General features: G+C 38.1%; 21 protein-coding genes. 17 read left to right on the top strand and 4 right to left on the bottom strand.

Features of this window, described 5'->3' with window-relative positions:
- Positions 1–22: 22 nt before the first annotated feature.
- Together FFM67_RS08635 and FFM67_RS08630 are read left to right on the top strand one after the other, a co-directional pair.
- Positions 23–1,024, top strand: a complete 1,002-nt coding sequence (locus FFM67_RS08635) for an NAD-dependent epimerase/dehydratase family protein (RefSeq protein ID WP_137614172.1) — start codon at positions 23–25, stop codon at positions 1,022–1,024.
- Positions 1,025–1,272: 248 nt separating this feature from the next.
- Positions 1,273–2,622 (top strand): APC family permease, encoded by a 1,350-nt coding sequence (locus FFM67_RS08630; protein WP_137614171.1) that lies wholly within the window; start codon positions 1,273–1,275, stop codon positions 2,620–2,622.
- Positions 2,623–2,666: 44 nt separating this feature from the next.
- Here FFM67_RS08630 and FFM67_RS08625 read toward each other — a convergent pair whose 3' ends face one another.
- A complete protein-coding gene (locus tag FFM67_RS08625) occupies positions 2,667–3,098 on the bottom strand; it encodes an acyl-CoA thioesterase (protein WP_137614170.1) in 432 nt (143 codons plus the stop codon).
- A 2-nt stretch (positions 3,099–3,100) separates the two neighbouring features.
- Positions 3,101–3,940, bottom strand: a complete 840-nt coding sequence (locus FFM67_RS08620) for an NAD(P)H-hydrate dehydratase (protein ID WP_137614169.1) — start codon at positions 3,938–3,940, stop codon at positions 3,101–3,103.
- 193 nt (positions 3,941–4,133) lie between these two features.
- Between FFM67_RS08620 and pepV the strand changes: the two genes are divergently transcribed.
- The 3 genes from pepV to FFM67_RS08605 all read left to right on the top strand — a co-directional run bounded on the left by pepV (position 4,134) and on the right by FFM67_RS08605 (position 6,970).
- The gene (pepV, locus tag FFM67_RS08615) at positions 4,134–5,546 is read left to right on the top strand and encodes a dipeptidase PepV (RefSeq protein ID WP_137614168.1); all 1,413 of its coding nucleotides are present in this window, start codon (positions 4,134–4,136) and stop codon (positions 5,544–5,546) included.
- A gap of 117 nt (positions 5,547–5,663) precedes the next feature.
- Positions 5,664–6,584: a nucleoside hydrolase gene (locus FFM67_RS08610; RefSeq protein ID WP_137614167.1), complete on the top strand. Its 921-nt coding sequence runs from the start codon at positions 5,664–5,666 to the stop codon at positions 6,582–6,584.
- Between the two features lie 152 nt (positions 6,585–6,736).
- Positions 6,737–6,970, top strand: coding sequence for a Rossmann-fold NAD(P)-binding domain-containing protein (locus FFM67_RS08605; protein WP_137614166.1), 234 nt, complete (start codon positions 6,737–6,739; stop codon positions 6,968–6,970).
- 195 nt (positions 6,971–7,165) lie between these two features.
- On the opposite strand, the gene FFM67_RS08600 is transcribed toward FFM67_RS08605, so the two are convergent.
- Positions 7,166–7,498, bottom strand: coding sequence for a hypothetical protein (locus FFM67_RS08600; RefSeq protein ID WP_137614165.1), 333 nt, complete (start codon positions 7,496–7,498; stop codon positions 7,166–7,168).
- Between the two features lie 185 nt (positions 7,499–7,683).
- Between FFM67_RS08600 and FFM67_RS08595 the strand changes: the two genes are divergently transcribed.
- The 3 genes from FFM67_RS08595 (at position 7,684) to ytpR (ending at position 9,305) form a co-directional block, all read left to right on the top strand.
- Positions 7,684–8,001: a thioredoxin family protein gene (locus tag FFM67_RS08595; RefSeq protein WP_137614164.1), complete on the top strand. Its 318-nt coding sequence runs from the start codon at positions 7,684–7,686 to the stop codon at positions 7,999–8,001.
- A 9-nt stretch (positions 8,002–8,010) separates the two neighbouring features.
- The gene (locus FFM67_RS08590) at positions 8,011–8,466 is read left to right on the top strand and encodes a universal stress protein (RefSeq protein WP_137614163.1); all 456 of its coding nucleotides are present in this window, start codon (positions 8,011–8,013) and stop codon (positions 8,464–8,466) included.
- A 227-nt stretch (positions 8,467–8,693) separates the two neighbouring features.
- A complete protein-coding gene (ytpR, locus tag FFM67_RS08585) occupies positions 8,694–9,305 on the top strand; it encodes a YtpR family tRNA-binding protein (RefSeq protein WP_137614162.1) in 612 nt (203 codons plus the stop codon).
- A 101-nt stretch (positions 9,306–9,406) separates the two neighbouring features.
- On the opposite strand, the gene FFM67_RS08580 is transcribed toward ytpR, so the two are convergent.
- On the bottom strand, positions 9,407–10,708 hold the full coding sequence (locus FFM67_RS08580) for a S1C family serine protease (protein WP_137614161.1): 1,302 nt from the start codon (positions 10,706–10,708) through the stop codon (positions 9,407–9,409).
- 445 nt (positions 10,709–11,153) lie between these two features.
- On the opposite strand from FFM67_RS08580, the gene rlmH reads away from it, so the two are divergent.
- From rlmH to FFM67_RS08535, 9 genes are all read left to right on the top strand, one after another.
- Positions 11,154–11,633 (top strand): 23S rRNA (pseudouridine(1915)-N(3))-methyltransferase RlmH, encoded by a 480-nt coding sequence (gene rlmH, locus FFM67_RS08575; protein ID WP_137614160.1) that lies wholly within the window; start codon positions 11,154–11,156, stop codon positions 11,631–11,633.
- Between the two features lie 774 nt (positions 11,634–12,407).
- Positions 12,408–13,271: an AraC family transcriptional regulator gene (locus FFM67_RS08570; protein WP_137614159.1), complete on the top strand. Its 864-nt coding sequence runs from the start codon at positions 12,408–12,410 to the stop codon at positions 13,269–13,271.
- Between the two features lie 399 nt (positions 13,272–13,670).
- Positions 13,671–13,895 (top strand): hypothetical protein, encoded by a 225-nt coding sequence (locus FFM67_RS08565; protein ID WP_137614158.1) that lies wholly within the window; start codon positions 13,671–13,673, stop codon positions 13,893–13,895.
- 348 nt (positions 13,896–14,243) lie between these two features.
- A complete protein-coding gene (locus FFM67_RS08560) occupies positions 14,244–15,623 on the top strand; it encodes an APC family permease (RefSeq protein WP_137614157.1) in 1,380 nt (459 codons plus the stop codon).
- The gene (locus FFM67_RS08555; protein ID WP_137614156.1) at positions 15,613–16,881 is read left to right on the top strand and encodes an aminotransferase class V-fold PLP-dependent enzyme; all 1,269 of its coding nucleotides are present in this window, start codon (positions 15,613–15,615) and stop codon (positions 16,879–16,881) included. Before FFM67_RS08560 ends, FFM67_RS08555 begins: the two co-directional genes overlap by 11 nt.
- A gap of 286 nt (positions 16,882–17,167) precedes the next feature.
- Positions 17,168–17,650 (top strand): LysR family transcriptional regulator, encoded by a 483-nt coding sequence (locus FFM67_RS08550; protein ID WP_137614155.1) that lies wholly within the window; start codon positions 17,168–17,170, stop codon positions 17,648–17,650.
- Positions 17,651–17,836: 186 nt separating this feature from the next.
- Entirely contained in the window at positions 17,837–18,052 is a 216-nt protein-coding gene (locus FFM67_RS08545; protein WP_137614154.1) for a hypothetical protein, read from the top strand.
- Positions 18,053–19,408: 1,356 nt separating this feature from the next.
- The gene (locus FFM67_RS08540) at positions 19,409–22,573 is read left to right on the top strand and encodes an MSCRAMM family protein (RefSeq protein ID WP_137614153.1); all 3,165 of its coding nucleotides are present in this window, start codon (positions 19,409–19,411) and stop codon (positions 22,571–22,573) included.
- Positions 22,574–23,857 (top strand): SpaH/EbpB family LPXTG-anchored major pilin, encoded by a 1,284-nt coding sequence (locus FFM67_RS08535; RefSeq protein WP_137614152.1) that lies wholly within the window; start codon positions 22,574–22,576, stop codon positions 23,855–23,857. It begins immediately after the preceding gene.
- The last annotated feature ends 72 nt before the right edge of the window (positions 23,858–23,929 follow it).

The following is a 23,929-nucleotide window of genomic DNA, read 5'->3' as shown; positions in this document are numbered from 1 at the left end:
AATGAGAGAGGAAGTCACAGTCATGAAAAAAGTATTAATCACAGGTGCGTTAGGACAAATCGGATCAGAATTAACAGAAAGATTACGCAAAGACTTAGGTGTTAAAAATGTCATCTCAACAGATATTCGTACAGTTGAAGGCAGTCCAGTCGTTGAAAATGGTCAATTTGAAGAATTAGATGTAACAAACTACGAAAACTTTTTAGATATGGCAAAACGTTATGAAGTAGATACCATTATTCACTTAGCAGCATTACTTTCAGCAACGGCTGAAAAACGTCCAGCGTTTGCTTGGAACTTGAATATGACTGGTTTAATGAACGCCTTAGAAGTCGCTCGTGAAATCGGACCAGAAACAAAATTCTTCGCGCCATCTTCAATCGCGGCATACGGACCAGATGCTGAACCAGATAATACACCACAAGATACAGTGATGCACCCAACAACAATGTATGGTGTTACAAAAGTAGCCGGCGAATTATTGGAAAATTACTACCATGAAAAATATGGTGTTGATACTCGTTCCGTTCGTTTCCCTGGTTTGATCTCATATAAAGTAGAACCTGGTGGCGGAACTACAGACTATGCCGTTGATATTTATTACGAAGCATTGAAAAACAAATCATACACATCATTCATCGACAAAGGAACGTATATGGATATGATGTACATGGACGATGCGATCGAAGGAATCGTAAAATTAATGAACGCGGATGCTAGCCGTTTAGAACACCGCAACTCATTTAACATTACAGCGATGGCATTTGAACCTGAACAAATTGCTGCTTCAATTAAACGTCGTATTCCAGATTTCGAAATGAAATATGATGTGGATCCTGTTCGTCAAGGCATTGCCAATTCATGGCCTAACTCAATCGATGACAGCGATGCGCGCAAAGAATGGGACTTCAATCCTCATTTTGATTTAGATAAAATGACTGATGAAATGTTAGAAAGATTATCAGAAAAATTTGAAGCAGAAGGTGTCGAAACAAAAATCTCTTTCGGAAGAGTAAATTCTTAAAGTGGTCTGTAATTCTTAATGCAGCATGAGGGGAGAGTAAGAAAAAAGGAAATGTTAAAAATAACGTTTCCCTTTTTCTTTGCTCATGTTAGAATAATTTTCAGACAGAGACTTTACGCCTTGAATAGTTGTTATAGAGCAATTCTTTATTTTATTTAATTTGTCAGGTGATGAGGTCTATTGTTTTTAAAAAATCAAGTTAAGAAGTGAGCAAAGAGCCGCTTCGCAAACCATAAGGAGGAAAAATTATGGCAGTCAACCAGCAAGATGTCGTTGGTTCACACGAAGGTGAATTAAAACGGACAATGACATTCTTCCCAGCCCTTTCAACAGTAATGGGTACCGTAATCGGGGCGGGAGTATTCTTTAAAGCCGCAAGTGTGGCAGCAGTTACAGGATCAACGAGCTTACATATGTTATCTTGGTTCTTGGGAGGATTAATCAGTGTCTGTGCCGGCTTGACCGGAGCGGAATTAGCTGCAGCAATCCCAGAAACAGGGGGCATGCTACGTTACATCGAACGCGCTTATGGCGAGTTCTGGAGTTTCTTATTAGGTTGGGCGCAGGTAATCATTTACTTCCCAGCGAACGTCGCAGCGTTGGCGATCATCTTCTCAACGCAGTTCATTAACTTGTTCGGCATGAGTCAAGGGCTGTTAGTACCAATCGCAATCGTTGCAGCAGCTTCAATCATGTTGATCAATTTCCTAGGCTCAAAAGCCGGTGGAATGTTCCAATCATTTACGTTAGTTTGTAAATTAGTACCATTGGCATTAATCGTAATTTTCGGTCTGTTACGTCAAGGTGATGTAACGGTTAGCTTGTTCCCAGTAGAAGCAGGCCCTGCAGTTGGCGGCTTTGCTCCAGCCTTAGGTGCCGGTTTATTAGCAACAATGTTTGCTTATGACGGTTGGATTCACGTCGGTAATATCGCCGGTGAATTGAAAAAACCAGCCCGCGATTTACCTCGTGCGATTGCAGGTGGGATCTTAGGAATCATGGTAGTTTACTTATTAGTTCAATTTGCATTCCTACGTACAATGAATATCTCTGATCTAGCTGGAAACGACAACGCAGCCATGCAAGTTGCTAATACAATCTTCGGTGGCATGGGTGGTAAATTAGTAACCATCGGTATCTTGATCTCTGTATACGGAACAATCAACGGCTACACCATGACTGGTATGCGTCTGCCTTATACAATGGGTCTTGAAAAACAATTACCATTCTCTGACAAATTAGTTAAATTAAACAAAAACCAAGTTCCTTATATCGCAGGAATGTTAGAATTAGTGATCGCCATCGGTATGATGATGATCGGCGGATTCGATATGTTGACAGATATGTTGGTCTTCGTTATCTGGATCTTCTACACATTAGTCTTTATCGCAGTGATTAAATTAAGAAAAACAGAACCAGATTTGGTTCGTCCTTACAAAGTACCGCTTTATCCAATCATTCCAATCGTTGCGATCATTGGTGGTGTCTTCATCTTAGTGATGACATTGATCAACCAATTCCAATTAGCGATGGTCGGTATTGCGATTACCGCATTAGGAATTCCATTCTATCTATACTTGAAGAAAAAATATAACTAATTAAAAATGCCCCTGTGACAAATTCTTGTCACAGGGGCATTTTTTTAGTTTTCTTTCGTCGATTCGTAATAGTCTAAAAACAATTCGTGTAGTCGAGGATGTTGTTTTTTTAGATGGATTAGCCGCTTGGTCTCTGATGACATAAAGCAATGTTGACTAGTGCCAACGGTGGCTAGGATATCCCCTTTGTAAATCCGATATTCGAAGTTCATCCGGGTACCGGTGTATGTTGTAACGATCGGTTGAATGACGATCTCATCGCCAAATCGGATCATTTCTTTGTACTCGCTGCTGACGCCTAAGACTGGAATCATGATCCCCTCTGCTTCGATTTTTTCAAATGGGTAATCCATAAAGGAGAGAACATCGACACGGGCTTCTTCAAACCAACGAATATAATTGGCGTGGTGAATGATGCCCATTTTATCTGTTTCGTAGTAGAAGGGCTTACGGATGTAGCCGGGATATTTTTTCATGGTTAGTTCCTTTCGTCTGCGTATTTTTTCATATAGTGAGGGAGAGCGCTGCTAATAGCTGTTGGTAAGACGACATAATTTTCTTTGGCTAACTCGTCTCCAATCAAACTGTGAAGATAAACGGCGGCACCGATCGTATCAATATTTTTTTCAAACTGAGCCAAAAAACCGGCGATCATCCCAGCCAAGGTATCCCCCATCCCGCCAGTTGCCATCCCGGGATTGCCGAGGGGATTATGATAATAGGCCACCGCCTCATCGTAAATCGTCGTGCGATGACTTTTTAAAACGATTTTAGCTCCTAACAGGACCTGTTTAGCGCGATTGTTTTCATCGGTTTGATGGATGAAATCGAGTCCACTCAAGCGTTCCCATTCCGCTTGGTGAGGGGTAAAGACGGTTTGCGCTGGGTAGTTTAAAGAGAAGTGTTCGTTGCTAAACAGAGTGATAGCAGAGCCGTCGATAATCAGCCATTGATCTTGCCGTTGATTTTTTAAAGTTTGTTTTAGCAAGCTCAGGGCGTCTTTATCTAGTCCCAAACCAGGACCAATCAAAATGATATCTGCAGTCTTAAGTACATCATGAATCAAAGCTGTCTCAGAAAAATCTAATACCATCGCTTCTGGCAAACGTGTGTGTAGTGGGTTATGATTTTTTTCGGCAGTGATTACGGTCGTCAATCCAGCACCGCTTTTAATACAGGCTTCTGCACTCATCAGGATAGCGCCGCCGTATTGTGTGTTGCCGCCGATCAAGACTGCGCGTCCAAAGGTTCCTTTGTGAGAATTTTCGGGTCGCGAGGTAATAACTTGGTGTAAAATTTCGTTCGTTAATTGCGTCATTTTGTCACCCGCTTTCATTAAGTAAATTTTTTTTGATGAATATTTAACAACTCAATCGAAAAAATTCATTATGGTTCTCATTATACGTGAAAAAGCCGCGTCTTTCCTAGCGTTTATTAAAGAGTTTTCATTTTTATTATAGCTCAGAGAATGCTATCATTATAATGGTTTTAATTAAAGGGGGAATCTTTCAATGACAATCGATTTTAAAAAAGAAGTCGAAGCACGTAAAGACGATCTATTAGCAGATCTATTCACTTTATTACGCATTAAAAGTGAACGTGAAGACGACAAAGCAACCAAAGAAGCACCATTCGGACCTGGACCGGTGGAAGCATTAGAAAAAATGCTTGAAATCGCAGAACGCGATGGCTTCACAACTAAAAATGTCGACAACTATGCCGGCCATTTTGATTTTGGTGAAGGCGATGAAACATTAGGAATTTTCGGTCACTTAGACGTAGTACCTGCTGGTGATGGTTGGGATTCAGATCCTTACGAACCAGAAATTCGCGACGGAAAATTATACGCTCGCGGTTCAAGCGATGATAAAGGCCCGTCTGTAGCGGCTTATTACGCTGTAAAAATTATTAAAGAATTAGGGTTGCCAATCTCTAAAAAAATCCGTTTCGTCTTTGGTACTGATGAAGAAAGCGGCTGGGGAGATATGGATTACTATTTCGAGCATGAAGAAAAACCTGACTTTGGCTTCTCACCAGATGCTTACTTCCCAATCATCAACGGTGAAAAAGGGAATGTAACAATGATTCCTCATTTTGACGGAACAAACGGAACGGCTTATGTGCTAGTAAGCTTCGAAGCAGGTCTTCGTGAAAATATGGTTCCCGGTAATGCGGTAGCAGAAGTTAAAGTTGCAGACAGCGATGCTGCTGAAAAATTAGCGAAAGAATTTGCTGACTATGTAGAAAACAATCCAGTTAGCGGAAAAGCGGAAGTATCAGGCAATACGGTTACTTTACACTTGGACGGTAAAGCTGCCCACGGTGCGAGCCCGCAACTAGGTACCAATGCCGGTACATTCTTAGCGGTCTTCTTAAATAATTATGACTTCGATAAAGGGGCGAAAGCCTTCATCGAAAACAGCGCAAACTATATCCATGAAGATGTGTATGGTAAAAAATTAGGCGTTGCTTTCAACAACGAAAAAATGGGCGAAGTGACAATGAATGCAGGAATCTTTAGTTTCAAAGATGGTCAAGACAATGACAACCATATCACTTTGAACTTCCGTTATCCTAAAGGCACAACGGCTGAAGAAATCAAAGCAAAATTAGACGAACTATTCGGCTCAGATGTGAAAGTCACACAAGGTGGACACCACATGCTGCCTCACTATGTACCAGCAGATGATCCATTGGTGGCTACATTGTTAGATACTTTTGAAGAACACACAGGCATCAAAGGGGAAGAAATGGTCATCGGCGGTGGAACATTCGGTCGTTTACTAGAACGAGGCGTTGCTTACGGCGCACAATTCCCAGGCTTTGAAGATACGATGCATCAAGCCAACGAATATATGTCAGTTGAAGACATCTTGAATTCTGCAGTGATCTATGCAGATGCGATCTATCGTTTGGTCAAATAGAAATAAATTCGTACGAGCGTTCCTTTTTAGGAGCGCTCGTTTTTTTCTGACTGCAGATTGGCGAAATAAAGCGGGCTATTGTATGATATTTTTGAGAAATAGAAAGTAGGAGAGTCTATGAATAAAAAATCAATCGTGATCAGTACCGATCCGGGAATCGATGATGCCGTTGCTTTAGCGTTAGCCCTTTTTAGTGAAGAGCTAGAAGTAAAATTGATTTGCCCTACTTTTGGTAATGTGAGTTTGGCTTATACAAAAGCCAATACTGAGAAATTATTGACCCTTTACCAAAAGAACCCACGCGTGGTTTTAGGGAGTCAAACACCCTTGGTTCGTGAGCGCATCGATGCGAGTGAAATTCACGGAGCATCAGGCATGGATGGCTATGATTTTCCTGAGCCACAAATGTTTGCCGAGACTGCTCAAACAGCGGTGGCGGCGATGCACGAGGTGGTGAGCCAGGCGACTGAGCAAACGATTTTAGTCGGGATCGGCCCCTTAACGGATATTGCGTTATTCCTGCATTTATATCCACAAGATTTGCCGAAAATCGAAAGGATTGTCGTGATGGGCGGTAGTCTTGGTCGAGGCAATTCCGGCGTCTTATCGGAGTTTAACTTTGCGGCTGATCCAGAAGCGGCGAAGATGGTCTTTGATAGTGGCGTACCGATCCAAGTTGCGCCGTTAGAGGTGGGGGATCAAGCCAAGATTATGCCCGCCACCTCAGAAAAAATCAAAGGATTTGGTGAGATCGGCGAGATGATCTATCGACTGTTCACTCATTACCGTAGCGGCAGCTTCTCGGAAGGGTTGAGTATGTACGATGCGTTAGCCATTGCTTTGATCGTAAAACTGGAAATTTTTTCGCTCGTTGCTACTAGAGTAGAGATCGAAACGGCCGCCTCGTTAACTTACGGGGCTTCCCTAATTGATCTGGAAAATTTCCTAGGGCTACCTGCGAATGCAGAAGTAGCAATCAGCGTGGATGCAAACCAATTTGAAGAATGGTTCATTGATTCTCTCGCAAAAACAGTTTGATAGGACTTGATTTTCAGTGGATAATCAAAATATTTTTTACCTTTTTAATTGTGCTAGAAAATGAAGGGAGCAAATGACTGAATCAAAGTTAATTGACCCGAGAAAAATGCTTGACGAGCAGAAGTTAAAAAGGCAAGGTCAATATCATTTCAATGCTTGAGCTCGACCAAAAGTCGCTGCCCTATTTAACAATCGCCAGCAGTATCATCACAATGACTTCTGTACAAGCCTTCAATCTTAGCGACTATCTAATGAATTATGCGACAACTAAGGCCGCTATCGCAAATGTTATTGTCAGCTTAGCTGTCCAGTTAATCAAAAAGTCATTCGTACAACGGTGCGGCAGTAGGTTCAATTTGAAACTACTGCAATTAGATCAAGAATAACCAAAGGAGGCACTGCTGAAATTTGGTTAGGATTCATTATGAGAAGTCGCTGGGCAACCTGGAACTAGCTCTGGTTTATCTATCCCTAGCGTCTACTGATGCACTTCGCAAGTTTACGGAAGAATTGGCGGGGAACCGTTTAATTTATAAATAAGAAGAAAGCTCTCAACTTTTTGAAAAGTTGAGAGCTTTTACTTATTCAATCACACGATCAATACTTAGAACGGTACCGGTCTTCGCGTCCGCTGTAAACTCATAGGCGACTAATTGATCATCTTCGGTACGGGTGATACCACCGGAAAGAATATCCATTGTAATCGCAAATTTTTGCATGCGTTCAGTCTCAAAAGAAATCCAAGAGCCTTCAATCGGGCCCTCATTTAAAAAATCTGCCTTGATTTGATGTAAAATTTTATCAGGAGAAAGCTTTTGTTTTTTTCGATAGTAATGATTTGTTGCAATTCCTGCAGCTAATCCGATGGATGAGCCGATGGCCAGCCCTTGAGCGAATCTTTTTGCTGTACTCATAATCTTGCCTCCTCTTTCAGTCTATTCGCTTTTATTTTACCATTGATACCGCGGAAATGAAAAACATGCGCCAATCTTTTTCGAAATCGTTCCTGTTCGCTATTTATCTGGGAGAGGCGCCTCTTCTTTCTCAAAAAGTCGGAAACGTGTATAATCAAGGTAGTAAAAGAAAAGGTCGTGACGGAATGATTATCCCTAAAAGTATTGAAGAATTAGCAGGTTATGCAGAAAAAGGCAAGAATGTGTTTTTCTTTACTGCTGATTGGTGTGGTGACTGCAGTTTTATCAAGCCGCAAATGCCGGAGATCGAAGCAGCATTTCCTCAATTTCAATTTATTCAAGTCGATCGAGATGAATATATCGATGTAGCTGCAGAATGGAATATTTTTGGGATTCCTAGTTTTGTTGTAGTGAATGACGGCGAAGAAATAGGTCGTTTAGTCAATAAAAATCGTAAAACAAAAGATGAAATCACTGGCTTCTTGCAACGAGTGGAAGGGTAGGAGATCGGAATGTTCACACAATCATATCAAAATATATTAGTTGGGATCGATGGTAGCGATCAAGCAATGGAGGCATTCAAAAAAGCATTGAACGTCGCGAAAAGAAACCACGGAACGGTTTATGTGGCAAATGTGATCGATCATCAAATCTATACATTCATGAGTTATTCCCCATTAAATGAAAATATTATGGACCAATTAACCACCGATGCCAAGAACTTGATCAATGAGTGTAAAGCGGTAGGGAAGGAATTTGGCTACAATAAAATTGAAGGAGTCATTGCTTACGGATCAGCGAAAGAAGCTATGGCTAAAACCTTACCAGAAAAATATGACGTTGATTTGATTATGGTTGGTCAGTCAGGGTTAAACGCAGTGGAACGCTTTATGACGGGAAGCGTCGCCAGTTATGTCATCAAGGAAGCGTTGTGTGACGTACTGATCGTTCATCCAACGAAAAAATAAGAGATTGGCACAGAAGTGTTCGGCTTATTTGGGAAGAAGCGACTTCTGTGCCACCGTTTATTCGCAAAAAAGAAGTGGGGATTCATTTAATGTCTCAGCTTTTTATTTTGCAATGAAATACATGCTGAAGAATTTGCAGAAAATTAAACCAGAAATGAAAAAAATCTCATGCACAAGGTCCGCTAGATTTGTTAAGATACGAGAGGACTATGACTGGAGGTAGCAGCGTGATTTTTGCGTATAATAAAAAGAATGTCGGCGATACCTTAATGGTAATCGTCAAGAATGATGAAAATAAAGAAAATCGGGTCGAGCGAAAAGGCAACATTGCTCGTGTACAAACCGTAGAAGGCACCACCGTTGCTTGGAACTTTTTTGATGTTTCAGACTATCTGTCAATCAAGGGCAATGGCCAAGTGGAACTGACAGAAAAAGAAATCGACCAATTAAATGAGCAATTAAAACGAACCGGCTTTGAAGAGCGCTTAGTTGCTGATCTGACACCCAAATTTGTGGTTGGTTATGTAAAAACCTGTATCGATCATCCAGACTCTGATCATCTGCATATTACAGAAACAGAGATTGATGGTGGCGAAACATTACAAATCGTGTGTGGTGCAGCCAATATCGAAGCGGGCCAAAAAGTTGTTGTAGCCAAACCTGGTGCGATGATGCCGGATGGTATGATGATTTGGCCAGGCAGCCTGCGAGGCGTAGAAAGCTACGGCATGATCTGTTCCGCGAAAGAATTGCATTTACCAAATGCACCAGAGAAAAAAGGGATTTTAGTATTGGACGAGAATGCTAAGACCGGGGAAAAGTTCGAAGTAGGAAAATAATTGAGCAATTAAGTCCAGAGCAATTTTACTCTGGGCTTTTTCTCTATTTGTTTGAAGACAGAAAAAAAGAGCCGCGAATCCTCGCAGCCCTTAATTCCTGTTTATTGATTATTTTGTTGTTGTTGGCTATTGGATTTTAATGAGTTTGCATCGAGACTTAATTTAACTGACGCTGTCTCTTTTTTCTCTTTTCGGTAATAGGTAATTTTTACGGTATCACCAACTTTGTGCTTGTACAATTCAGATTGCAATTCGACTCCGGTAGAAACCTCCGTATCACCAATTTTAGTAATGACATCGTACTTCTTCAAACCAGCTTGATCTGCTGGGGTTGAGGATTGTACATTGGCTACGACGACACCTTGGGTCACAGAGCTTGGAATTTTGACGATTTCTTGAAGTTGTTCCGTTGAAAGATCGGATAAGTTGACCATTGAAATCCCTAATGCTGGACGAATCACTTTCCCATCTTTTTCCAATTGATTGATGACATTCACGACATCATTACTTGGAATCGCAAAACCAATCCCTTCAACGCTGACATTTGATTGGGTTTGAACAATTTTACTTGAATTAATTCCCACTACTTGGCCAGCCATATTGACAAGCGGACCACCAGAATTCCCTGGGTTGATTGCAGCATCTGTTTGGATTGCATTGATGTTGACCGTTTGACCGTCTTCATTTTGATTGATGACTTGACGATTGAGCGATGAAATAATCCCAGACGTTACGGAGTTCGCATATTGTGAGCCTAATGGAGAACCCAAAGCAATCGCTGGTTCGCCGACTTTCAGGCTGCTTGAATCACCAAATGTCGCGGGTTTAATATCAGCCACCTTGTCTGATTCCACTTTCAAAACGGCTAGGTCCGTATAAGAATCAGTACCGACTAAAGAGGCTTTCACTTTTGAGCCGTCCTTTAACAAGACTTCAAGTCCATCTTGCTTTTCTACCACGTGATTATTCGTTACGATGTACGCGGTGTTGCCTTCGCGTTTGTAAATAACGCCGGAACCTTCAGAAGATTCCTCTAATTTACCACTGTCATCCGATTGTTCTTGCTCGCTTCCGTTACCGAAAATATCTGAAAAGCCACCTAAGCCACCTTGTGATTGCTGTTTTTGCAAATTGATAACGGAAACAACCGCATCCTGCACTTTGCCCGCCGCTTCAGTCACATCGGAATTCACATCCACTTTCATGTTGCTGACTTTTGTGTTACCAGCACTTGGGGATCCGCTAGCATTTTGATTGTCAGGGGATAATAAGGAACCATTTGCGACATAAAAAACGCCAATCGTCAAAACCGCACCAATCACGCCGCCAAGTAAACTTAGACCAAAACGTCTGAAGAAACCGCCAGATTTTCTAGGAGTCGGTGTAATATCTTTTCTTACCATCTTTTTCTCCACCTCTGCTACAAATTAAGTTATATTAAGTATAATATTTTACTGTGAGTTAAGTCTACTACACTGATTTGACTTTTCTATGAAAAAAAATTGTAAGAAATTATGGATAAATGACGAAAAAAATTTTTTCCACAGTTGTCGTGGAAAAATAAGGAAAAAGTTTGTTGATAGAATAAAAAAAGTTATCCACAAAACTGTGGATAATAGGGATAACTCGGTGCAAAACATACGTTTGTATATGAAAACACACCTAAAATAGGAAGAAATAAGTCGAAAGTTGGGGATAAACCTGTGATTAGTGTGTATAACTTAGTGGAAAAAAGTAGCGAATTTACTTTTTGAAATAAAATTGCAGTGGAAAAGTAGTCAACTAGGATTACAGATGAAGAAAAAATATGCAGACAGACTAAATAAAACAATCAAAGGAAGAAAACTGATGAACATTAAAATTATATCCGTGGGAAAATTAAAAGAAAAATATCTTGTCCAAGGCATTGCCGAATATACAAAGCGCTTATCAAAGTATTGCAAAATGTCATTAATTGAAGTTCCCGATGAAAAAGCCCCAGAAAAACTCAGCGAGGCTGAAATGATCCAAGTCAAAGCTAAAGAAGGCGAACGAATTCTCGCCAAGATCAAAGAAAGCGAGTACGTCTTTGCTTTAGCTATCAATGGAAAAAATCCCAGCAGTGAGGACTTCGCGAAAACTTTAGATACGTTGCAGACCAGTGGCAATAGCCAGTTTGTCTTCGTTATCGGTGGATCTTTAGGATTAAGTGATGACGTGCTTAAACGAAGCAATGCACAAATATCTTTTGGGAAAATGACTTATCCACATCAGTTGATGCGGCTGATTCTGGTGGAGCAAATTTATCGAGCAATGAGGATCAATGCAGGGGAACCCTACCACAAATGATGATATTTTTGAAAAAATGAATGTTGATACAGAGGAATTTATAGAGCTGAATTGCAGGATAATGATACGGAGGAGTTAGTGTTGATCCGAAAGATTTAATACTGTTCTAGAAGATTATGGCCATAATGATAGGGCAGTGAAGTTAAATTTGTGAAGTCATACTTGAAGGTAATGATGTAAAGTATGTTGAATAGATAGGGATAAAATTGAAGACAACACGACTTGTAAAAAAGTTGAAAGTTTCGTTTTAATTATTCCCATGTTAAAACATTAGATGTAATTATGTGAAATAGATTATTAATACTTGAACGGACAGTAGTCATTATTGCTAGTATGAAAAGAGAGTTGAGTGAGAAGTAGTGTTAAACAAATGAAAAAGGGTAAATTAATATTAGGGTTAACATTTGGGATTGGCTGTACATCTCTCCAAAACTGGAACGCCTGTTTACCGAGTATATAAAAAATGCTGGAGTTTTTACAACAATTAGTGGTGGATGAAGATCTGCGCTACCCATCTCTGAGTGCTTTAATTTGGTGATGGATGTCTGTTTGGACATACGGAAAAATAAGGCAAAGGTGCAAGCAGTTAGGGATGAATTAAGCTCGCCGAAGCGGAATAACGGATGCAGATGAAGGTATTGAATGTATCTACTCCTATGCGAAGGGTGAAGAAACAGAATTAGGATATTTTATATTCGATTTTTTTTGTATCAAAAAGTCGAGTAATCGCTCATATAGAATTGATATGATGTAGCTACGAAAGGGGAGATGGATGTGCTAAAAGATCTTAATCATGTGATTGAATATATCGAAGAACACCTTACCGATGATTTGTCACTTGAAGTAATTTCCGAATACGCAGGGGCTTCCGTTTATCATTTCCGAACGGTATTTTTTCACCTTACGGGAATGACGCTCAGCGAATATATCAAAAATCGAAAATTATCAGAAGCGAATAAGGATTTACTGCGGGGACAAAAGGTTACGGAGATTGCCTATAAATATGGTTATCAGTCGTTGGACGGTTTTACCCGTGCATTCAAAGCATGGAGCGGCTTTCTGCCCTCGGATGCTGCAAAGAAAAAGATCAGCAAATCTTTCCCAAAGCTTTCGTTCATCATTACAGTTACGGGAGGAAATAGTATGGAATGTAAAATTGTAGAAAAGTCGGAGTTTTATCTGGCCGGGGTTAGCAAGCGTGTTCCCATGCAGTTCGAAGGCGTAAACAGCGCTATTGTGGAATTAGCAATGAGCATCACGCCGGAGCAGAGAAATGAAATGCACACACTGCAAAATATTGAGCCTTATCAGGTCGTCAATGCATCCTATAATGCTGATGCTGGATTCATTAAAGAGGAAGGCGACCTGACGCACCTAATTGGTGTGTTGACGACAAATGGGTCTGCAAGCGAACTTTTGGAAAAGGTGAAAGTGGAGTCCTGCACTTGGGCGGTATTTCCCAATGAAGGGCCTTTTCCAGATACTTTGCAAAATACGACGGCTCGAATTTATACCGAGTGGCTACCCATTTCGGATTATGAGGTGATTGATGTCCCTTCTTTCTCTTTCACTAAAATGGATGATCATAAGAAAGATTATGCATATGGCGAGGTATGGATGCCGGTTCGCAAGAAATAAAACCTTGCCTGCCAATACGAGGAATAGGAAAACGGGCGCTTAACAGCATCCGTTTTCTTTGATACTATACGTTTTTCTCGATGTGCAAGCCATTCATTTTATATGGAATGGACTTTTATTACTACAACCTAATCTATCGGTTAGAATGAATTGATAACAAGAAAATTTCAAACAGATAATTGTTGAGCTGAAACAAATTGGACGTTTTGTTCGAGGATGGGTGAAAGAATAGGGCTTATCCGAAGCAATGATTTACAAATGGAAGATCTATATTTGCTAAATCGATCCACAGGAGTTAGAAGATTTAGAAACAGAGAAAATTATTTAGCAGTCTCTACTAAAATATGTCCAAGATATTGACTCAAATCCATAATTGACAGTTATAATGAGCAAGAGGATATGGATGCTGTATATAATGCTTCTGAAAATTATTTTGAACTGAGAGATGAAGCGGGCAAAAAGATTACTGAAGATGACTATTTTAGATTATATAGTGACTCCCATGTAGGAGTGCTAAAAAATAAAGCTAGTGTGGCATTGCAAGCCCCTCCAAAAGGGCTACCAGCTTATATATTAAGTAGATATCAGGATATATTGTATACGTTAATAATGGGAAACAACTAGATTCGTAGACATATATTATTACTTTACAGCTCAATCATCCAACTGATGATTGGGCTATTTTGTGTCTAAAAGTAGGAGCAAGCATGTTGATGCACACGAAAATCGCTACATCACTAAGGGAGTGAATGAAATTGTCCCTAAGGAAATTTAGTTGTGATACTGGCAAATGATTAATACCAAGTAGAAACGACCAGATGTACAGTTAGTGTACTTACAAATCTTAAAATTATAACTATATGGAATATCTTTAATGAAAAAAAAGAAGTTCCAATATAATACAACTGTATTATTATTGTTTTATAGAAAACGATTGCAATCATTCTATATTAATTTTTTAAGGAGGAGCTCATGGATACGCAAAAATCAATAAAGATTAACGATAATCTGGAGCGGAACGTCTCTGGATTTAGTGCATATGTCATGGTCATTGGTACAGTCATTGGTACAGGGATATTTTTTAAACCCCAGGCTATTTTTGCTGCAACTGGAACTGCTTCACTTGGATTAATTTCATGGGTTATTGGATGTTTTCTAGGGCTATGTGGGGGATTAATTATTGCTGAAATAGGTGTTTTAATTCCTGAAACAGGTGGGTTAATGACTTATATAGAAAAAATTTATTCTAAGCCTTTAGGATTCATGGTTGGTTGGGCTCAAACAATTGTGTTTTATCCTATTAGAAAGGCTGCAAGTGCTGTAGTTTTTGGCATTCAAGCTGTTGCTCTATTTGGTTTAGATCAAAAGTATGCTATTCCAATTGCAGTTGGATTAACTCTGTATCTTTTCTTCATTAACCTGTCTGGCAACAAAGTAATCGATTTTTCTATCAGTATAGCGACATTTTTAAAATTTGTTCCTATCGTATTAATTATATTGTTTGGTTTGTTTTTTAATAGTAATCCCGAGCCAGTTCAGATTCTTCCTATTACTGTCAGTTCCCATCCATTACTGCAAGGATTATCACTGAGTATTCTAGCATCTTTATATGCTACAGATGGCTGGATTAATATTACAAATATCGCTGGAGAAATTAAAGATCCACAAAAAAATATTCCTAGAGCACTTACTTTTGGACTGCTAACCGTTAGCGCGGCCTATTTAATCATCAATGTTGCTTACTTGCGAGTAATGAGTCCGGCTGAACTTGCAAGCAGTGCCACTGTAGGTTCTGATGTTGCGCTAAAACTTATGGGTGAATTAGGGCGGAAAGTTGTAGCTGTCGGAATTTTAATTTCAATTTTAGGATCGCACACAGGATTTACTCGTGCATCATGGCGTGTTCCGTATGCATTGGCATTACGTGATTGGTTACCTTATAGCAATTGGTTTGCAAAAGTAAGTAAAAAGCATCAAATGCCGGTAAACAGTGGGATTTTTATTACGGTAATCACTGTAACTGCCACAATATTTTTACCAAATTTCAACGTCTTAACGGATATTGGTTCTTATGTTATTTGGGTATTTTATACAATGGCCTTTGTCGGAATATTTATATTAAGAAAGCGTTGGCCTGATGCAGAGCGATTTTATAAAGTACCAATGTATCCATTCATCCCTATTATAGGGGTATTAGGTGGAGTATTTGTAATCATCTCCACGACTATTTATCAACCTGGAATTGCTTTATTGAGTATTGCACTTGTCCTCATTGGATTACCTATTTATTTTTACAAAACTAAACATGCAAAATCTGATACATCAGTAGGGGGAATAGAAAATGGAAAATAAGTATTTTACAGAAGCGGAGTTACAAAGTATTCGCTCTAAGTTTAAGTATGTTGAAGAAGACTATAAAGGTAAAAAACGGATTTTTTTAGACAATGCTGGTGGATCGCTACGATTGAAGGCTGCTGAAGAATCTTTTAAGAAGATTGATGAGATGCCAGATGCATCTGAACATACCAATAGGGTTGCTTTGGAATTATTAGAAATTGAGGACAAAGGAAGAAAAGATATCAAAGAGGTTCTTTTCAATGCCCAAAAGGGAGTGATATACCCTAGTTACACGGCTTCTCAAATTATGATGGAACTCGTACGTGTTATTAGCGAAAATTCTTCAGGTACAAATAATGTAACTACTATATTAGAACATCCTTCAGCATTTGATGCTATGACCTATTATTCTAATAAGTACGATCGAGAGCTGCGTGTTGCAACTGCGGATGTAACAAAAGGTGGCGTGAACAACGAAGCTATCCTATCGCTTATTGATGAAAATACAGCTATTTTATGTTGTATGGCTGCTTCTAATATTTCTGGCTATATTTATGATATTGACACTATTTTTACTGAAGCACGAAAGATTAACCCAGATATTTTTATCATCTGTGATGCAGTGCAGCATGCTCCACACGCAAGTTTAGATCCTGAAAAGTACGGAATTGATGCCATGAATATTGCGCCATACAAATTCTTTGGTATACGAGGATTTGGTGTCGCCTACATCTCTGATCGTATTGCCTCCTTTGAACATCATAGATTATTAGGAAAGTCAAAAGATGAATGGGATATTGGGAGCCCTGCCCCCGCCAACTTTGCTGCAATTTCTACAATTATTGATTACGTGTGTTCCCTTGACCAAGCAAAATCTGAGACTAGAAGAAAGCAATTTGAACAAGGGATGGAAAGAATTGCAAATTATGAACGATTTTTATTGCATACTTTGCTAGAAGGTACCAAAAGCGCTACGGGTCTACGACATTTGGCTGGTGTAAAAGTACAAATGGATAGTCCGAATTTGGAAGAAAAAGATTTAATTTTAAGTATTGAATTGGATAATTTGGATTGTGCATCCGTAGCAAAAGAGTTGGATGCACGAGGAGTCGTTGCCTACGAACGTTCAGCTGCAAGCATGTATTCGAAGAGAATGATTGAGGCTTTCGATACTGAAAGTGAAGGAGTTGTTCGGATTTCACCATTACATGTGAATACTGTTGCTGAAATGGAACAATTTTTAAAAATAATAGCCGAATTAACAACCATTTAATTTTAATAGGTAACCAGCAAAATTCGATTTATATTTTGGTAAACGTTCAAAATATAAATCGAATTTTTTAATTGACTATCCAACCGTAATAGCTTCATTATTTTTATCAATTTTTACATAATGCATTAAAAATTACTTTTTAGGTATAATAAAATGGACTAGCTATATTGTTACATATTACTCAAGAATCATTACTCTTTTTATTGTGAAAGTTACGTGTATTAATAACAATAAATGATTTCACAGAAACTAAAATAATAACTACAACATATAAGGAGAATAGGAAATGGATTATGAACTACTTGATACCTTCGTACTAGCTGCTACAACCTTAAACATGACCAAAACTGCTAATCTTCTGTTTGTTACACAACCAACCATTTCTAAACGAATTAAAATACTTGAAAATGAATTGGGGTATAAATTATTTATCCGAATGCGAGGTAAAAGACAACTAGAACTAACAGTAAAAGGAGAACAGTTCTTAGATCTGGCTCAAGAATGGCTCAAAATATACGCTGATATGGAATCGCTGAAAAAAAGAAATAAAACAAAATTATCGATTGTATCTATTGACAGTCTGGCTACTTCTATTCTTCCAAAATTGATGATTTCTTTAAAATATACAAATCCAGAAATGTTATTGTCGCTTCGGACGGCACAAACTTCTGAAATTTATTGCTATATACAAAGTCGACAGGTAGATATAGGGTTTGTTTCTGATGAAATAAATTATCCTGATGTTTTATGTAAAAAATTATTTACGTAGCCATATGTTCTAGTTGAATTCTCAAATTCACCTCATAATGTGAGTAGCAAATCTATTCAAAATTTAGAACCTCAAAATGAAATTTTTCAGAGCTGGGGAAGAGAATATTTAAATTGGCGCCAGTATTGGTTACCAGCCAATACCGAACCTTATTTAAGTATAGATACAATTGGAGCTATATGTAGTATGGAAATCCCATCCGGTTCTTGGACCATTGTTCCTAAAGAAAATGTTGAAACAATTCGAAAATTCCATACTATTAATGTATATAGTATCGAAAATAACCCTCCAACTAAAACGACTTATGCTATTATTCATAAAAACGTTCGCCGATCAATATTCCCAGATATTGAACTATTATTATCCGAATTAGCTATATTCGAAAGAAAAATAGTTCAATAATTAAGTTGTTATCGTAAAGATTAAAGTGAATTTTATGGAAGCAATTGTTGAAAATGAAAAGTGCGCACAATGATTAGGGCATCATATCATAAATTATCAAAGAAGAAACTATTAATAGGATGATTGAGAAAGCCGTTAGACTAGTTACGGAGTCAGTACAACGATATCAAATGAAAGATAAATAGCTATGTATCGAAATCTTTTGCTAAAATGACTGTTGATACAGAGGGACTTATAGAGACTGATCGTAGGATACTGATAGGGAATGAGTGGTGTTGATCCGAAATTTTTAATAGATGATTATAGCTATTCTTCTACTCTGGGTATAAGTAAGCTAAGGATTATTCTATGGATAATAATGATTACTTTGATAAGATTATTTGTAATCTGCTAAAAAGGGAAAAAGGCCAACACGGTTTAACCGTGTTGGCCTTTTTCTAATACGTATCATTAGATTATTTATAAATCTTTGAATTTAATCCAGATAGTCAACGTCAAGAAGAACCGTTCTTCAATCATTACCATCAGTTTAAGATGGAAGCTACATTAAAAAAATTCAACCTAAAAATGCTTTTGGTTATCACTAATCAGACGTATCAGGCGATGCTACTACCTGAAGAATATTAATGGTAAAAAGCAAGAATTTACCTATAATTGGCAAAAATATTTACAAGGAAGGATATGAAAATAACTGAGACGAAAACTGAACCCAAAAAAGAGAGTGACTATTGCGAGTCTCAAAATGATTAAGAAAGCTACAATTAAGTACACAAGTAAATACTGCAACTTGCCAGAGACTATGGATAGACTATTGCGCCCTTCATCTTTTAATTTTGAATAACCAAACGTTTGTTGAAGTTGTCCGTCTTGTTTGTAGATTTTTACGGATGATTGTTTGTTTTTGACGATTTCCTTGGCGATTTTGAAATAAGTCGCTGACTTGGTTAGCAGCGCCGGAGATTACTTGCGATGGGCTTCTTCATATTCTACTTCTATATCAGTGTTCATTAACTTCTTAGTAATTTTATTTCAGGTATGGATATCTGTTTTTTTATAGTGCTATGGTTTGTGGGAATTTGGTTAACGAAATAGTGTGTTTTTTTCAAAAAAAATAAAAATAACTATAATATAAAGGAAGATGTAGGTTTCGTAACATATGAATTATAAAAATATTACATATATAGTTATTGGTTGTTACAGATAATTTGCTTTTATAACATAGTTATTATATTCTCAGGAAAGAAAACGAGTGTTTTTTTGCGGGAGCTTTTGGTTTTTTTAATAGGAAATAGTGAATAAGTGATCAATTGTATTTCTCATTAATTAAAAGTGACAATTGTTTTAGGGGGGATTCGTTTGTTTAAGAGGAAAGAGATACATTCAAAGTGGGCAGGGTTTATGCTAGTTGTTGTACTACTGCCATTCATTAGTGCACTTGTTTCAGGGAAAATGGTATGGGCTGAAGATACGAGGAATCCAGGAAAGGAAGTAAAACTGTTTGATACGAATCATGGAAAAGGAAACATATCCTATCAAGTTGACCAAACTTCAATTAAATGGACAGTTGAATTAGAGCAGAAAGCTACAGAAAAAGAGAATCAATTCCAATTAGAGTTAAAACAAGGAGAACAATCGTTAGAAATTGAAAATTTGAACGTGCAAAATAATGCTCAACCTTATGTTTTTGACTCTAAAATTAAAGAGGTTACAGAAAAATCTGCATCAAAAGAAAATCGGAAAAATGTCCTGACATTTGAAACGGCTAAAGTGGGTCAAGTTACGTTAACGCCTAAAATTCTTGAAAAAAATGAATCTAATGAGCCGATCAATCTTTTGGCAAATCAGGCTCCGATTAATTTAACAATTGATCGCTCAAGTGAAACTTCAAGTGACGGATCGGAATCATCCTCGACCCTTTTGACAACTACGACAGCACCTGAAAGTACAGTTTCAACTACAGCGGAATCTGGTGAGTCAACGAGTCCTACTCACTCATCCAGCGATAAAGTAGATCTTGGAGATGCGGATGAGGCCACTTTTGAATCTGCTAAAAAGGAAGCTGAAAAGCGGCAAAGCGAAACTGGGGCAGCGCAAGAAATTACTAGAAGCGCCAGTGTAGTGCCCAAAAATTCCGAATTATTACCATCAGAGAATGAATTGCTAATTGATTCTAATGCGATAAATTCGCTAAGTGACTTTACTATCGCGGTAACCGGAACAAATGATTATACGCTATATGAAAAAGGGCCTAAAAGTCCAAGTGATGGATTGAATAATAAAACAGATTTAAAAAATAACGTGTACGTATTATATGGTCAGAAAGTCATGTCTGCTAGAGCTATCCTTTTTAACAATGTGGAAGCGGCAAAAAAGGCAACAGTCACTCTTAATTATCATTTTGTAGGGACATACCAAGGAAAAGCAGTAGGAGCAATTTTAACGATTAAAAATATTAAACCTAGTTCGAAAAAATCATTTACAAACTGGGATACACCACTATTAGATTTTGCTTCCAGTCTATATTCAGGAATGGTCTATGATCATATTAATGGTTTAACTGCGACGTTTACTTTTATAGATCCGGAAACAAAACAACAAATTGAAAACATAAATGATTCTTATCTTACCTTTGCTTCGTTAAACAATGCGACTGATGCGAAAAGTGAAATTGGAGGTAACAGCGGTTTCGGCTCTGAGTTCGTTTTTAAAAATGATGACAAAAAAAATCAAAAAGGATTAACCACGGCAGACACGGCATTGGATCTCGGAATTCCAGAAAAAGGATCTAATGAGAAAATTACAAGTCCTTATCCGTATGGGAATCAACCAGCTTATTTCGGAAAGCGTGCGTTTAATGACAAGTTAGGAGAAACTGGCTACGAAAAAAGCGCAGTTATGTTTTCAATAAACGGTACCCCAACAGGCAATGCGACAGATTTTACCTTTGGCTCCTTAGCTAATAGGGCGTATATCTCCTTTAATGGTGCAGTAATTACTAAAGTACAACCGAAACCGATAAAAACGGTAAGTGATCAGGCGGGGTATGACGGGCGATTAAATAATAGCAGAGATGCATATGCAGAATCTTCAGACACTAAGCTCACTGATCTTTCAAATTTTGTTAATTATAATCATGTTTTTTCTGATTATAGACAAACAAAAGAGGTCAAAAATTTGGCCGCTGCTTTAGATATTAGCGCTAAAGATAAACAAAAAATTTATTATTACCATATTTCACAAAAAATTGCTCAATTGGGAGTTGATACGATCGTAAATCGATTGCCTAGTTCGATTGAGTTGCAAGATGATTTGCCACCGGGAACTCAACTTGCTAGTGGTCAACCGATAAATATTTATTTTGCAGGAAAAAATATTGGTACGCGAGTATTAAGTGCGGCAACCACTCAGATTGATATTCCTTTAAACGCAGATGAGCTAGCAAAACTTGAATTGAATGGTCAAGATTTAGTTTTTGAAATACCATTTGTCGTAGAAAAGAAGGCTTTAGATAGGGTCGGTACCGTAGTAGAAAACAGGCAATTTCTTAAAAGAGATACAACAGTAAAAGATCCTTTTACGTCAAGAAACAATTTACAAGAACAAGGAATTTATAAATTTGAAAATCAAGCAGTCGTAGTGATGGATTCAAGTATTAAAGCGACAAATCCAGTAATGAATCGTGTAGTTCGGTCATTTAATCTACAATTATTAAAGACAGATGAATCCGGTCGAAAAGTGAATAGGGCTACTTTTGAATTGTCTGGTGGGGACTTAGTCAAACCACTTTCAGTTACTACAGATGATGGATTAATGAGTTTCAAAAATGCTAATTTGCATTCTGGACAGCATTACACCTTGAAAGAGTTATCAGCACCGTACGGGTATATTCAATCAGATAAAACATGGGATATTTCGATTTCGGATAGTACGAGTAACGGAATAACAGTCCCTGTTGCCACTATAAAAGCAAGTAATGATGCGAATCCCACAGAATTAGTTCTTAATGCTGATGGAGTAACTTTTGAGGCAAACGGAGATTACAAAATTGTAAATAAGAAAAAAGATTTTGCCATTAATTTAGAGAAGACTGATGCTAATAATGCGGATAAAAAATTAGACGGTGCAGTGTTTGAACTTTCCTCTGATGAAGGTGTACTAGCAAAACTGACTTCTAAGGATGGTAGTGTGAAATTCGATAACTTAGACTTTAACAAAAAATATACCGTTACTGAGATAGAGGCACCTGAAGGATACAACAAATTGAATCAACCCATTGTGATCACACCTAATAGCGATCATACTTTTACAATAAATATTGATGGAAAAAATCCTAATACAATCAAACCTATCGATGCTAACAATACGTTAACTCTTTCTTTTAATGTACCAAATAAAGCTAAGGTCCCTCTTCCTGCAACAGGCGGATCGGGTACGGAGTCGTTTTACCTGTTAGGTACAGTTGCGTTGGTTATTGTCGGCAGCTATGTCATTTATCGTCGCACTCGTAAGGAGGTGGCGTAAATGAAGAATATTTTGCGAATTTTTCTTGCATTGTTCTTCCTACTACCAATAGTAGGAATGAGTGCTTCATCTGCTCATGCGGAAGAGAATAATCACGTGCAAATCATTTTACACAAGATTGTTTTTCCGGAAGGGCAAATGCCGGATGAAACGAAAAATACTGGACGACTTGATGATGCTCATGCGGAATTATTAAAGGATTATCGTGGGCTCGATGGTGTAACGTTTGAGGCATATGATTTAACTAAAGAGTTTTATCAATTGAGAAAAAATGGTCAGTCAGTAGAAGAGGCACAAGCGAAATTAGCTGAGCAGGGCACTAATGGTCAGTCGATTGCACAAAAAGAAACTGGTACAATTGCTGGTCAAGCAGGAATTGCGGAATTCTCTTTGAACACAAAATCTGGAAATCAAGATGCGGTGTATCTGTTCAAAGAAACTGCTGCACCAGAAAATATAAAAGAGCATAGTCGAAATTTGGTAGTGGTACTACCAATGTATGATGGGGATCAGAAATTAAGTACGATCCATTTGTATCCTAAAAATGAAGAAGAAGCACATCAGGAACCACCGTTTTCCAAAATAATTCCTGATAAGCATGCTAGTTATGAATATGGTTCTGTGATTCCATTCAAGTTATCAACCGTAATTCCAGCAGATATATTGGATTACAAATTTTTTAAAGTAGCCGATTCAGCGGATGATGTTCTGTCGTTAAATAAAGAGAGTTTAAACATTTCTATCGACGGAACGGATGTGTCCAACTTGTTTGCTAAAAATTTAGGTGATCATGGTTTTGAACTTTCAGCGAATCAGATTAATGACTTTGGCAAGTATCAGAAAAAGACGTTGACGATATCCTATGAGATGACGTTGATGAGCCATGAAAAGGTCGATACTGCCATTCTAAATACAGCGAATTTAATTACTGATCATGAAAAGATCACCAAAAAAGTTGATTTAAAAACAGGTGGGAAGAAGTTTCGGAAAGTTGATTTGATGGATTCGTCAAAAGGATTAGCAAATGCTGAGTTTGCGGTTTTGAATCAGAACAAGGAGTATTTAACCCAAAATGCTACTGGATATGGTTGGACCCGTTCAGAAAATGCGAAAGATATTTTGAAGCTAATTGCAGATAGAAATGGAAATTTCGAGGTAACTGGATTACCGTGGGGTTCCTATTCATTGCGGGAGATGAAAGCACCGAACGGGTATGAAAAAAACAATGAACCAATTCCTTTTGTTGTAACCGAGAATAGTTATACCGCGAGTGAGGATGGATAGCGTAAAATATTTTGTGTAAATAGAAATTTAGGGTAGAAAAAGAGAAAGTCCATTCTGTAAAATTAAAGTTAC

The sequence above is a fragment of the Enterococcus viikkiensis genome, assembly GCF_005405345.1.
GTDB lineage: Bacteria > Bacillota > Bacilli > Lactobacillales > Enterococcaceae > Enterococcus_A > Enterococcus_A viikkiensis.
This window is presented reverse-complemented; position numbering and strand designations above follow the sequence as displayed.